Source organism: Dactylosporangium sp. CA-052675, assembly GCF_050947935.1.
Taxonomy (GTDB): domain Bacteria; phylum Actinomycetota; class Actinomycetes; order Mycobacteriales; family Micromonosporaceae; genus Dactylosporangium.
Window position 1 is genome coordinate 5,869,673 of record NZ_CP192010.1, and the last position, 14,416, is coordinate 5,884,088.

3 protein-coding genes and 1 pseudogene are annotated in these 14,416 nt (G+C 75.0%); 1 reads left to right on the plus strand and 3 read right to left on the minus strand.

The window, feature by feature from the left end:
- Positions 1 to 310: 310 nt before the first annotated feature.
- A pseudogene (locus ACQP1P_RS26260) lies at positions 311 to 12,332 on the minus strand (type I polyketide synthase); the annotation flags it as partial.
- A 303-nt stretch (positions 12,333 to 12,635) separates the two neighbouring features.
- On the opposite strand from ACQP1P_RS26260, the gene ACQP1P_RS26265 reads away from it, so the two are divergent.
- Entirely contained in the window at positions 12,636 to 13,190 is a 555-nt protein-coding gene (locus ACQP1P_RS26265; RefSeq protein ID WP_433073814.1) for an alpha/beta fold hydrolase, read from the plus strand.
- A gap of 55 nt (positions 13,191 to 13,245) precedes the next feature.
- On the opposite strand, the gene ACQP1P_RS26270 is transcribed toward ACQP1P_RS26265, so the two are convergent.
- Both ACQP1P_RS26270 and ACQP1P_RS26275 read right to left on the minus strand, forming a co-directional pair.
- A complete protein-coding gene (locus ACQP1P_RS26270; protein ID WP_433073817.1) occupies positions 13,246 to 13,944 on the minus strand; it encodes a hypothetical protein in 699 nt (232 codons plus the stop codon).
- Positions 13,941 to 14,375: a hypothetical protein gene (locus ACQP1P_RS26275; RefSeq protein WP_433073820.1), complete on the minus strand. Its 435-nt coding sequence runs from the start codon at positions 14,373 to 14,375 to the stop codon at positions 13,941 to 13,943. Before ACQP1P_RS26275 ends, ACQP1P_RS26270 begins: the two co-directional genes overlap by 4 nt.
- Positions 14,376 to 14,416 lie beyond the last annotated feature (41 nt).

Sequence of the window (14,416 nt, forward strand, 5' to 3'; positions counted from 1 at the left end):
AGGAGCCCCCTGCCGGAAGCCCTTCCGGAAGCCTTCCGGGAGCCTTTCCGGGAGCCCCGTCAGGACTTGCCGAACTCGCGCTGGATGAGGTCGAGAATCTCGTCGGCGCTGGCCGATTCCAGGGCCACGGAGGCGTCGGCTTCGGGGGCCGGCGCGGCCACGGCCGCGAGGGTGCTGAGCCGCTGCACCAGCTCGGCGTCGGCCCGCCCGTCGAGCGGCTGCCGGGCCAGCATCCGCTCCAGCTGGGCGATCGCCTCGGCCACGGTTCGGGGCCCGGTGTCGGCCACGAGCCGCGTGCCGAGGTGCCGGGCGAGGTCGGCCGGCGTCGGATAGTCGAAGACCAGGGTCGTCGGCAGCGCAAGGCCCGTCCTGGCCTTCATACGATCCCGCATCTGTACCGCCAGCAGCGAGTCGAACCCCAGCTCCGTGAACCCGCGCCGAGGCTTGACGGCCTCGGCCGTGGCGTGGCCGAGCACCCGCGCGGCCTCGTCGCGCACCAGCTCGAGCAGCGTGCGCTCCTGGTCGACCGGGTTCGCCTCGGCCAGCCGTCCGCGCAGCTCGGCCGCCGGGTCCGGGCCTGCGGCGGCCGGTCGCTCCGGCGGCGCCTCGGCGAACGCGGCGAACAGTGTGCTGCCGCGCCGGCTGGTGAACGTCGGCAGGAACCGCCCCCAGTCGACGTCGGCGACGATGGCGTCCCGGTCGGGCGCGGTCGCGGCGAGCGCGGCGATGGCGAGATCCGGGTCCATGGCCGGCAGCCCGCGCAGCCGCAGCGCGTCCTCGTCCGCCATGCCGCCGTCGGCCCACGGGCCCCAGGCGATCGCGGAGGCGGCGAGGCCGCGGGACCGGCGGTGGACGGCGAGGGCGTCGAGGTGGGCGTTGGCCGCGGCGTAGGCGGCCTGCCCGCCGCTGCCCCAGATCCCGGCGATGGAGGAGAACAGCACGAACGCGGACACGTCCCCGAAGACGGCGTCGAGGTTCGTCGCCCCGTCGACCTTGGCCCGCATGACCCGCTCGACCTCGTCGGCGGTCATCTCGGCCAGCGGCGTGCCCTGGCCGACCCCGGCCGCGTGCACGACGACGCGGACCGGCTCGCCGAGGTCGTCGTAGCGGGACCGCAGCGCCGCCAGCGCGTCGCGGTCGGTCACGTCGAGCGCGACGACGTCGACCGGAACGCCGAGGTCCTCGGCGACGGAGCCGCCGCGCCGGCTGGCCAGCACGATCCGGGACGCCCCGGACCGCGCGGCCCAGCGGGCCACCCGCATCCCGAGCGAGCCGGTCCCGCCGGTGATGAGCACGGTGCCGTCGGGCGCCCATTCGCGGTCGTCCTCGGCGCGGACGACCCGCCGCGCGTAGGCCCCGGAGGCCCGGATCGCGACCTGGTCCTCGCCGGACGGCAGCACCACCGGCACGCCGTCGGCGACGTCGACGAGGCCGCCCCAGAGCCGCGGGTGTTCGAGGGCGGCGACCCGTCCGGCGCCCCACACCTGGGCCTGTACCGGGTCGACCACGTCGGCGGCCTCGACCTGGACCGCGCCCCGGGTCACGCACCAGAGCCGGGCCGACGCGTCGAGCTTCTGCACCAGCTGCACGAGCTCGGCGACGCCGCCCTCGACCACCTCGGCGTCGGGCAGCGAGACGAGCTCACCGAGCCCGGGCGGCACCAGCACGACCACACGCCCCGGCGACGAGGGCCGGACGTCGGCCAGCGGCTCCCACGCGACCCGGTACCGCCACTGCGGCCCGTCGCCCGCGGGCTCCTTGAGCCAGTAGTGCCGGTGCTGGAACGCATAGGTGGGCACCGGCACGGCCTTCCCACCACGGTGATAGGCCGCGAAGTCGATCCCGGTCCCCCGAACGTGCGCCTGCGCGAGCCCGTGCAGCAGCGCCCGCGGCTCGGCCTGACCGGACCGCAGCAACGGAACGAAGGCGGCATCCTCGACACAGTCCGGCCCGAGCGCGCTGAGCGCACCACCAGGCCCGACTTCCAGGAACGTCCGCACCCCCTGCCCATGCAGGAACTGCAGGGTCGGGTAGAACCGCACCGTTGCCAGGACGTGCCGCACCCAATAGTCCGCGTCGAACTCGGTCATCAGTTCACCGGTCACGTTCGACACGATCGGAATCCGCGCCGGCCGCCACTCCACCGACCGCAACACCTCAGCAAACGCGGCCGTCATCGGCTCCATCAACGGCGAATGGAACGCATGCGACACCCGCAACCGGGTCGTACGCACACCCGGGAACACCAGCGCGTCCAGCACTTCGAGGGGGCCGGACAGCACCACCGACGACGGCCCATTCACCGCCGCCACCGACACACCATCCGGCACCACATCCACCGGCGCCCCGACCGCCAGCATCCCACCACCCGCCGGCAACTCCCCCATCAACCGGCCGCGAGCCTCCACCACCTTCACCGCATCCGCCAGGCTCAACACCCCAGCGCAGTAGGCGGCCGACAACTCACCAACCGAATGACCCGCCAGGAAATCCGGCTTGAGACCCCACTCCCGCAACTGCTCGAACAACGCGACCTCAATCGCGAACAGACCCGCCTGCGCATTCCGCGTCTCGTCCACCGAACCGAACGGCTCGGGCAACAGGGCGCGGACCTCCTCGAACACCTCCCGGAACCGCGGATAGACCGCCGCCAACTCCTCACCCATCCCGGCCCGCTGCGAACCCTGACCCGGGAACAACACCGCCATCCCACCCGACACCACCGACCCGCGCACCGCCAGCGCACCATCCAGCAGCACACCACGATGCTCAAAACCCGTCCGCGTCGACGCCAGCGAAAACCCGATATCCACCGGCGAACCCGGCCAACCCGACAGCCGGGCCGCCTGCGCCTCCACACCCGCCTCGGACCGGCTCGACACCACCCACGCCGCCGGCACACCCGACTCGGCCGAAACCTCCGACGCCTCGACACCCTCCAAAATCACGTGCGCATTGGTGCCGCTGATGCCGAACGACGACACCGCCGACCGGCGCGGACGACCCACCACCGGCCACGACCGAGCCTCCGTCACCAGCGCCACCGCGCCCGCCGACCAGTCCACCTGCGGCGTCGGCTCGTCCACGTGCAGCGTCCGCGGGATCAGGCCGTGCCGCATGGCGAGGACCATCTTGATGACCCCGGTGACCCCGGCGGCGGCCTGGGTGTGGCCCAGGTTCGACTTGACCGAGCCGAGCCACAGCGGACGGTCGGCCGGGCGGCCCCGGCCGTAGGTGGCGAGCAGGGCCTGGGCCTCGATCGGGTCGCCGAGCCGGGTCCCGGTGCCGTGGCCCTCGACCACGTCCACGTCCGGCGGGTTCAGGCCGGCGTTGGCCAGGGCCGCGCGGATGACCCGCTGCTGGGCCGGGCCGTTCGGGGCGGTGAGCCCGTTCGAGGCGCCGTCCTGGTTGACGGCCGAGCCGGCGAGCACGGCGAGGATCCGGTGGCCGAGCCGTTCGGCGTCCGAGCGGCGCTCCACGAGCAGCACACCGACGCCCTCGGACCAGCCGGTGCCGTCGGCGCCGGAGCCGAAGGACTTGCAGCGGCCGTCGGGGGCGAGGCCGCCCTGCTGGCTGAACTCGACGAAGGTGTTCGCCGTGGCCATGACGGTCACGCCGCCGACGAGGGCCGCGTCGCACTCGCCGGAGCGCAGCGCCTGCGCGGCCAGGTGCAGGGCGACCAGCGACGACGAGCAGGCGGTGTCGACGGTGAGGGCCGGGCCCTCCAGGCCGAGCGCGTACGCCACCCGCCCCGACAGCACGCTCGTGGCGTTGCCGGTGAGCAGGTGGCCGCCGACGCCGTCGACCGCGCCGAAGGAGCCGGAGGCGTACCCCTGCCCGGACGCCCCGACGAAGACCCCGGCCCGGCTGCCGCGCAGCGAGCCCGGCGCGATCCCGGCGTGCTCGACCGCCTCCCAGGCCGCCTCGAGCAGCTGCCGCTGCTGCGGGTCCATGGCGAGGGCCTCGCGCGGGCTGATCCCGAAGAACTCGGCGTCGAACCCGGCGGCGTCGGGCAGGAACCCGCCCGCCCGGGCGAAGGCGGCGCCGGTGCCGCGGCCCCAGCCGCGGTCGTCCGGGAAGCCGGTGATGCCGTCGCGCCCGTCGAGCAGCAGCTGCCACAGCTCGTCGGGCGAGCGGACCCCGCCGGGCAGCCGGCAGCTCATGCCGACGATGACGATCGGGTCGTCGCCGGCCGGCCCGGGGGCGACCGGCGCGATCTCGTCGGCCGGGGAACCGGTCAGCTCGCGGCCGAGGTGGTCGGCGAGGGCCTGCGGGTTCGGGTAGTCGAACACCAGCGAGGACGGCAGCCGTAGCCCGGTGTGCCGGGCGATGGCGTCGCGGAGCTCGATCGCGGTCAGGGAGTCGAACCCGAGCTCCTTGAACGCCCGTCCGGCCGTGATCCCGTCCACGCCGTCGTGTCCCAGCACGGCGGCCGCCTGGGTCCGGACCAGCTCGACGAGGTCGGCGGGGGGTGCGGGGCGGGACGGCGGGGCGACCGGCGCGGCGGGCGGCGTGTCGGGGGCGAGGGCGGCGAGGAGCGGGCTGGGCCGCCGGGCGGTGAACGCCGGCAGGAACCGTGCCCAGTCGACGTTGGCGATGATCGCGTCGCGGTCCGGCGGGGTGGCGGCGAGCGCGGCGATGGCGGTGTCGGGGTCCAGCGCGGCCAGCCCGAGCCGGCCCAGCTGCTCCTCCAGGGCGCCGGCGGCCATGCCGCCCTGGCCCCAGGGTCCCCAGGCGATCGCCGACGCGGGCAGCCCGCGGGCGCGCCGCCGGGCGGCGAGGGCGTCGAGGTGGGCGTTGGCCGCGGCGTAGGCGGCCTGCCCGCCGCTGCCCCAGATCCCGGCGATGGACGAGAACAGTACGAATGCCGAGACGTCCCCGAACACCGCGTCGAGGTGATCCGCGCCGAGGACCTTGGCCCGCATGACGCTGTCGATCTCGTCGGCGGTCATCTCGGCCAGCGGCGTGCCCTGGCCGGCTCCGGCCGCGTGCACGACGACGCGGACCGGCTCACCGAGGTCTTCGTAGCGGGACCGCAGCGCCGCCAGCGCGTCCCGGTCGGTCACGTCGAGCGCGACGACGTCGACCGGCATCCCCAGCTCCTCGGCGGCGCCGCCCCGCCGGCTGGCCAGCACGATCCGCGTCGCCCCCGACTCCGCGGCCCACCGGGCCACCCGCCGGCCCAGGGCTCCGGTCCCGCCGGTGATGAGCACGGTCCCCTCGGGCGTCCATCGCCCGCCGCTCTCGCCCCGGACCACGCGCCGCGCGTAGGCCCCGGAGGCCCGGATCGCGACCTGGTCCTCGCCGGACGGCAGCACCACCGGCACGCCGTCGGCGACGTCGACGAGGCCGCCCCAGAGCCGCGGGTGTTCGAGGGCGACGACCCGTCCGGCGCCCCACACCTGGGCCTGTACCGGGTCGACCACGTCGCCGGCCTCGACCTGGACCGCGCCCCGGGTCACGCACCAGAGCCGGGCCGACGGGTCCAGCGTCCGTACCAGCTCGACGAGCTCGGCGACCCCGCCCTCGACCACCTCGGCGTCGGGCAGGTCCACGACGTCACGCAGCCCCGGCGGCACGAACACGACCGCGCGCCCGGCCCCGTCGGCGCGCAGGTCGGCCAGGGGCTCCCAGGCGACCTCGTACCGGCGCCGCTCGGGCGTGACGGTGGGCAACCAGTACCGCTTGTGCTGGAACGCATAGGTGGGCACCGGCACGGCCTTCCCACCACGGTGATAGGCCGCGAAGTCGATCCCGGTCCCCCGCACGTGCGCCTGCGCGAGCCCGTGCAGCAGCGCCCGAGGCTCAGGCTGACCGGACCGCAGCAACGGAACGAACGCCGCATCCTCGACACAGTCCGGACCGAGCGCGCTGAGCGCACCACCAGGCCCGACTTCCAGGAACGTCCGCACCCCCTGCCCATGCAGGAACTGCAGGGTCGGGTAGAACCGCACGGTTGCCAGGACGTGCCGCACCCAATAGTCCGCGTCGAACTCGGTCATCAGTTCACCGGTCACGTTCGACACGATCGGAATCCGCGCCGGCCGCCACTCCACCGACCGCAACACCTCAGCAAACGCGGCCGTCATCGGCTCCATCAACGGCGAATGGAACGCATGCGACACCCGCAACCGGGTCGTACGCACACCCGGGAACACCAGCGCGTCCAGCACTTCGAGGGGGCCGGACAGCACCACCGACGACGGCCCATTCACCGCCGCCACCGACACACCATCCGGCACCACATCCACCGGCGCCCCGACCGCCAGCATCCCACCACCCGCCGGCAACTCCCCCATCAACCGGCCGCGAGCCTCCACCACCTTCACCGCATCCGCCAGGCTCAACACCCCAGCGCAGTAGGCGGCCGACAACTCACCAACCGAATGACCCGCCAGGAAATCCGGCTTGAGACCCCACTCCCGCAACTGCTCGAACAACGCGACCTCAATCGCGAACAGACCCGCCTGCGCATTCCGCGTCTCGTCCACCGAACCGAACGGCTCGGGCAACAGGGCGCGGACCTCCTCGAACACCTCCCGGAACCGCGGATAGACCGCCGCCAACTCCTCACCCATCCCGGCCCGCTGCGAACCCTGACCCGGGAACAACACCGCCATCCCACCCGACACCACCGACCCGCGCACCGCCAGCGCACCATCCAGCAGCACACCACGATGCTCAAAACCCGTCCGCGTCGACGCCAGCGAAAACCCGATATCCACCGGCGAACCCGGCCAACCCGACAGCCGGGCCGCCTGCGCCTCCACACCCGCCTCGGACCGGCTCGACACCACCCACGCCGCCGGCACACCGTCCCCAGCCGGAGACTCCGACGCCTCGACACCCTCCAAAATCACGTGCGCATTGGTGCCGCTGATGCCGAAGGACGACACGCCCGCGCGCCGGGGACGGTCGGCCGCGGGCCACGGCCGGGCCTCGGAGGCCAGCGCGACGGCGCCCGCCGACCAGTCGACGTGCGACGACGGCTCGTCCACGTGCAGCGTCCGCGGGACGAGCCCGTGCCGCATCGCGAGGACCATCTTGATCACGCCCGCGACGCCCGCGGCCGCCTGCGTGTGCCCGAGGTTCGACTTGATCGAGCCGAGCAGCACCGGCGCCGCACGGTCCTGGCCGTAGGTCGCCAGCAACGCCTGCACCTCGATCGGGTCCCCGAGCCGGGTCCCCGTCCCGTGCCCCTCGACCACGTCCACATCCGACGGCTCCAGCCCCGCACTCGCCAAAGCCGCCCGGATCACCCGTTGCTGCGACGGACCGTTCGGCGCGGTGAGCCCGTTCGACGCGCCGTCCTGGTTCACCGCCGAGCCCGCGACCACCGCCAGGACCTGGTGGCCGAGGCGCCGGGCGTCCGCCAGGCGCTCGACGACCAGCACGCCGACGCCCTCGCCCCAGCCGGTGCCGTCGGCGGCGTCGGCGTACGCCTTGCACCGCCCGTCCCCGGCCAGCCCCCGCTGCAGGCTGAACTCGATGAACGCGCCCGGCGTCGTCATGACCGTCACGCCGCCGGCGAGCGCCAGGTCGCACTCGCCGTTGCGCAGCGCCTGCGCGGCCAGGTGCAGGGCGACCAGCGACGAGGAGCAGGCGGTGTCGACGGTGACGGCCGGGCCCTCGAGGCCGAGCGCGTAGGAGACGCGGCCGGAGAGCACGCTGGCGGAGGTGCCGGTGGCGCCGTAGCCGCCGGCCACGTCGCGGGCGAAGAGCTCGCCGACGCCGTAGTCCTGGCCGTTGGTGCCGGCGAACACGCCGACGGCGGTGCCGCGCAGCGCGGCCGGGTCGATGCCGGCCCGCTCGATCGCCTCCCACGAGGCCTCCAGCAGGAGCCGCTGCTGCGGGTCCATCGAGGTGGCCTCGCGCGGGCTGATGCCGAAGAACTCGGCGTCGAAGCCGTCGGCGTCGTGCAGGAACCCGCCGTGCTGCGTCGCGCTCTGCCCGTCCCGGAGGCGTTCGAGGTCCCAGCCGCGGTTGGTGGGGAAGGCGGTCAGCGCGTCGGCGCCGGCCTCCAGCAGCGTCCACAGGTCTTCCGGCGACCGGACGCCGCCGGGGAACCGGCAGCTCATGGCGACGATGGCGATCTCGTCGCCGGGTCCGCCGCCCGGTCCGGCGGCCGCCGCGGGCCGGTCCGCCCCGTCCGGCCGCAGCCGGGCGAGCAGGTGCTCGGCGAGCGCGCGGGGGGTCGGGTAGTCGAACGCGAGGGTGGTGGGCAGCGTGAGCCCGGTGGCGGCCGCGAGCCGGTTGCGCAGCTCGATCGCGCTGACCGAGGTGAAGCCGAGGTCCTGGAAGGCGCGGTCGGCCGCGACCGCGGCGGCGGAGGCGTGCCCGAGGGCCGCCGCCACCTCGGCGCGGACGAGATCGTGGACGGCTCGCGGGTCGTGGGTGTCGGTGCGAGAAGCCGTGGGCTCGGGTCGCGCGGCGCGAACGGCGGGAAGGTCGGCGAGCAGCGGCAGCGGCCGGCCGCCGGGCCCCGCCAGGTGTTCCCAGCGCATGTCGGCGACGAGCGCGGTCGTGACGCCCTCGTCGAGGGCCTGGCCGAGCGCGTCGAGGGCGAGGCCGGGCTCCATCGGGACGGCCGCGCCGGCGAGGGTGGCGCCGTCGGCCAGGCCGCCGCCGCCCCAGAGCCCCCAGGCCACCGACAGCGCGGGCAGGCCGAGGCCGCGGCGGTGGTGGGCGAGCGCGTCGAGGTAGGCGTTGCCGGGGGCGTAGTTGCCCTGCCCGGGGCCGCCGAGGGTGCCGGCCAGCGACGAGAACAGCACGAACGCGTCGAGGTCGGCGGTGAGCTCGTGCAGGTTGCGGGCCGCGGCGGCCTTGGCGTGCAGGGCGCGCTGGAGCTGCTCGGGGCGCAGCGAGCCGATCAGCGCGTCGTCGAGGACGGCGGCGGTGTGGAAGACCGAGGTCGGCGGGTACTGCTCGACGAGCGCCGCCAGGGCCGTGCGGTCCCCGGCGTCGCAGGCGGCGAGGGTGACGCGGCTGCCCAGGCGTTCGAGCTCGGCGGCGAGCTGCGCGGCGCCGGGCGCGTCGGCGCCGCGCCGGCTGACCAGCAGCAGGTGCTCGGCGCCGCCGGCGGCCAGCCAGCGGGCGACCCGGGCGCCGAGCGCCCCGGTCCCGCCGGTGATGAGCGCCGTGCCGCGCGACGGCCGGCCCGGGCCGCCGGCCCGGGGCGTCGCCGGGGTGAGGCGGCGTGCGTACGTTCCGGAGCCGCGGATCGCGAGCTGGTCCTCGCCGTGCCCGCCGCCGAGCACCCACCGGAGCCGGTCCGGGTCCACCGCCGCGGGGAGGTCCACGAGGCCGCCCCACCGGTCGGGGTGCTCGGCGGCGATGACCCCGCCGAGCCCCCACACCAGGGCCTGGGCCGGATGTTCGAGCGTGTCGACGGGGACCGCGGACCGGGTGGCGATCCACAGTGGAGCGTCGATCGCGGCGTCGCCGAGCGCCTGGGCGAGCGCGACGGTCGCGGCGAACCCGGCGGGGACGGCGTCGAGGCCGGCCAGGGGCCGCTCGTCGAAGGCCAGCAGCGACAGCACCGCGTCGGGCGGCTCGGCCACCCCGGCGAGCGCCGCCGCCGTCTCCGCGCGGTCGAGGCCGGGGGCCAGCCGCAGCACCTCGGCGTCGGGCAGGACGGTGTCGGCGAGGTCGTGGGGCGCGACGACGAGGACGCGGCGCGGTGTGACGGGCGCGGCGGGCGGGCGGACGGGGCGCCACGTGACGTCGTAGCGCCACCCGTCGGCCCCGCCTCGCGGGCGCGCCGCGGTGCCCGGCCGACCGGCGTTGAGCCAGAACCGCTCGTGCTGGAACGCGTACGTCGGCAGCGCGACGGCCTTACCGCCGTGATACGCGGCGAAGTCGATCCCGGTCCCCCGAACGTGCGCCTGCGCGAGCCCGTGCAGCAGCGCCCGCGGCTCAGGCTGACCGGACCGCAGCAACGGAACGAAGGCGGCATCCTCGACACAGTCCGGACCGAGCGCGCTCAACGCACCACCGGGCCCGACTTCCAGGAACGTCCGCACCCCCTGCCCATGCAGGAACTGCAGGGTCGGGTAGAAGCGCACGGTTGCCAGGACGTGCCGCACCCAGTAGTCGGCGTCGAACTCGGTCATGAGTTCACCGGTCACGTTCGACACGATCGGAATCTGGGCCGGCCGCCACTCCACCGACCGCAACACCTCACCGAACGCGGCGGTCATCGGCTCCATGAGCGGCGAGTGGAACGCGTGCGACACCCGCAACCGGGTCGTACGCACACCCGGGAACACCAGCGAGTCCAGCACTTCGAGGGGGCCGGACAACACCACCGACGACGGCCCGTTGACCGCCGCCACGGAGACACCGTCCGGCACGACATCCACCGGCGCCCCGACCGCGAGCATCCCACCACCCGCCGGCAACTCCCCCATCAACCGGCCGCGAGCCTCGACCACCTTCACCGCGTCCGCCAGGCTCAACACCCCAGCGCAGTAGGCGGCCGACAACTCACCCACCGAATGCCCGGCCAGGAAATCCGGCTTGAGACCCCACTCGCGCAGCTGCTCGAACAACGCGACCTCAATGGCGAACAAGCCCGCCTGCGCGTTCCGCGTCTCGTCCACCGAACCGAACGGCTCGGGCAGCAGCGCGCGGACCTCCTCGTACACCTCCCGGAACCGGGGGTAGACCGCCGCCAGCTCCGCACCCATCCCGGCCCGCTGCGAGCCCTGACCCGGGAACAGCACAGCGGTCCCGCCCGGCACGACCGAGCCGCGCACGGCCAGCTCGCCGTCGAGCAGGACGCCGCGATGCTCCAGGCTCGAACGCGTCGCGGCCAGCGAGTAGCCGATGTCCACCGGCGAGCCGGGCCAGCCCGCCAGCCGGGCCGCCTGCGCCTCCACGCCCGCCTCGGACCGGCTCGACACCACCCACGCCACCGGCGCGGCACGCTCGGCGGTGGGCTCGGCGGTGGGCTCGGCGACGGTCTCCAGGATCACGTGCGCGTTGGTGCCGCTGATCCCGAACGACGACACCCCGGCCCGGCGGGGGCGGTCCCCGTCCGGCCACGGCTGGGCCTCGGTGGCCAGCGCCACCGCGCCGGCCGACCAGTCCACCCGCGGCGACGGCTCGTCGGCGTGCAGGGTCTTCGGCACCAGCCCGTGCCGCATGGCGAGGACCATCTTGATGACCCCGGTGACCCCGGCGGCGGCCTGGGTGTGGCCGATGTTCGACTTGACCGAGCCGAGCCACAGCGGCCGGTCGCGGTCCTGGCCGTAGGTGGCCAGCAGCGCCTGGGCCTCGATCGGGTCGCCGAGCGTGGTGCCGGTGCCGTGGGCCTCGACGGCGTCCACGTCGGACGGGGCGAGACCGGCGCTCGCGAGCGCGGCGCGGATGACGCGCTGCTGGGAGGGGCCGTTCGGGGCGGTGAGACCGTTCGAGGCGCCGTCGGAGTTGACGGCGGAGCCGCGCACGACGGCGAGGACGGGGTGGCCGAGCCGCTGGGCGTCGGAGAGGCGCTCGACGACGAGCACGGCGACGCCCTCGGACCAGCCGGTGCCGTCCGCGGCGGAGCCGAACGACTTGCACCGGCCGTCGGGGGCCAGGCCGCCCTGGGTGCTGAACTCGATGAACGTCGTCGCGGTCGGCATCACCGTCACGCCGCCGACCAGGGCCGCCTCGCACTCGCCGCCGCGCAGGGCCTGGACGGCCAGGTGCAGGGCCACGAGGGAGGACGAGCACGCGGTGTCGACGGTGACGGCGGGGCCTTCGAGGCCGAGGGCGTAGGCGACGCGCCCGGACACGACGCTGCTGGCGGTGCCGGTGCCGAGGAAGCCCTCGACCTCGGCGGGGACGTCGGTGAGGCTGGCGGCGTGGTTGTGGTACATGACCCCCGCGAAGACGCCGACGGGCCGGCCGGCGAGCGAGAGCGGGGCGATGCCGGCCCGTTCGAGCGCCTCCCAGCTGCCCTCCAGCAGCAGCCGCTGCTGCGGGTCCATGGCGAGCGCCTCGCGCGGCGAGATCTTGAACAGCGCCGGGTCGAAGTCGCCGGCGTCGTGGAGGAAGCCGCCCTCGCGGGTGCGGGAGGTGCCCGGGCGCAGGCCCTGGGGGTCGTACAGCGTGTCGAGGTCCCAGCCCCGGTCGACCGGGAACCCGCTGATCGCGTCGCCGCCCCCGGCGAGCAGGCGCCACAGGTCCTCGGGCGAGCGGACGCCGCCCGGCAGCCGGCAGCTCATGCCGACGATCGCGATGGGCTCGCTGTGCTGCTCCTGCAGCTGCCGCAGCCGCTCACTCGTCGCGTAGAGGTCGGCCGTGGCCCGTTTGAGATAGTCGCGAAGCTTTTCCTCGTTCGCCATCAGCCACCGCCCACGAACCGACATCGAACCCTCGTGAACGTACGGGCGGCGCGGGAAACCGGACAACCCCTACCGGACGGGACCGGCCCCTAAGGCGCTGTGCGGTTGGGTCACGTGACGCATGCGGCCCGGGTGCGGCGGCGCATACGGTCCGGGCATGTCTGATCTCACCGTTGTCCTGGTGCACGGCGCGTTCGCCGAGTCGGCGAGCTGGGCGGGTGTGGTGCCGCGCCTGCACGCCGCCGGCCACAGCGTGATCGCGGCACCGAACCCGCTGCGCAGCCTGTCCGGGGACGCCGCGTCGTGTCCGCCGTCGTCCGGGCGGTTGCCGGCCCGGTCCTGCTCGTCGGGCACTCCTACGGCGGGGCCGTCATCAGCAACGTCAGCGGCGGCGACGTGCGCGGCCTGGTCTTCGTCGCCGCGTTCGCGCCGCTCGCGGGCGAGAGCATCGGCGAGCTGAGCGGCCGGCGGCCCGGCAGCACGCTGGGCGGGACGCTCCGGCCGGTGCCGCTGGCCGACGGCAGCACCGACTTCTTCATCGAGCAGGAGCGCTTCCGGGCCCAGTTCGCCGCCGACGTGCCGGAGGCTCAGGCCGCGGTGCTCGCCGCGACCCAGCGCCCGCTGCGCGACGTGGCGCTCACCGAGCCGTCCGGGCCGCCGTCGTGGCCGTCGCTGCCGTCGTGGTTCGTGTTCCCGGACGCCGACCTGAACATTCCGGTCGAGATGCACCGGGAGATGGCCCGGCGGGCCGAGGCCGAGGAGATCGTGGAGGTGGCCGGCGCGTCGCACGCGCTGACCGTCTCGCGGCCCGCCGAGGTGGCCGAGGTGATCCTGAGGGCGGCCGCGGCGGTCGGCTGAGGACATAACCGGGGCAGGGCGGCCGCCATCAGGTGCGGGCGGCCGCGCAGCCGCTTCATCGGGCGTCGCGAGCGTTGCGGGCCTTGTGGACCCAGTGCATGACCTGGATCACGACCAGCACGGCGCCGCCGATGACCAGGTCGGAGTCGTGCCACTCGCGGTCCACCGGCAGGTTCACGAGCTCGCGGTAGAGGTACACGGTGACGGCGGCGACGACGGCGAGCCCGGGCAGGTGGAGCAGGGCGGCCCGCAGCCGGCCCCGGCCGGCGATCGCCATCGCGAGCCGCCACAGGAACTCGGCGACGATGACCACGACGATGCCGGCGCACGCGCCGACCACGTAGGCGCTGACCGACTGCGGCACGGAGGGCTCCAGGAGACGGCGGCCGAGGAGGGTGAGGGCGGCACCGGCGCTGGCCGCGATGACGAGCCAGCGGGTGAGGTCCCACGACAGCGGCAGCTGCCGCGCCCGGTCCTGCCGCTTGCGGGGGATGTACGCCCAGGCCTCGCGCTCGAACCAGGTCGCGGCGGCCCAGCCGGCGAGGGCGACGAAGATGCCGACGGGCGGGCCGATGTAGCGGTCCTCGGCGACGAACCAGAACACCACCACGAGGCTCGCGACGGTGGCGGGCCCGGCGAGCACCGAGATGAGCCACGACAGGAAGAAGGGCCGGCGGGCCTCCGGCACGTCGAGCGGGTGCACGAGCGGGCGCACGGACTCGTCGGGCAGTGCGACGAGTTCGGGAACGTTCATGGTTGCCTCCACGGCACGGTGTCGATGTACGGCGCGGCCTGGTCGTTGCGGGCGAGGTCGTAGACCTTCTGCCGGGACACGCCGAGCCGGTCGGCCACGGTCACGGCGCTGAGGTCGTCGAGGAGCTGGTTGACGGCGACGGCCCGCACCCGGGCCGCCCGTGAGCTGAGGTGCGCGGCGAACGCGCTGACCTCGGCGGCGAGCAGCGCGACCCCGAGCTGCCCGCCGAACGGCTCGGCCCAGCCCGGCCCCTCGGTGCGGGCGGCGGCGTAGAGGCCGTCGCCACCGTCGGCGAGGGTGTCGCGCACCTGGGCCGGGGTGAGCCCGCTCGCGACGAAACGGCCGGCCGCCGCCCCGGCCTCGGCCGGATCGCGGTGGGCCAGGACGCCGCGCCACTCCTCGGGGATGTCAACCCCGGGTTTACGCTTCACACGACCAGCGTGACGCGCCCCGGCGCCCGCTGTCAACCCCG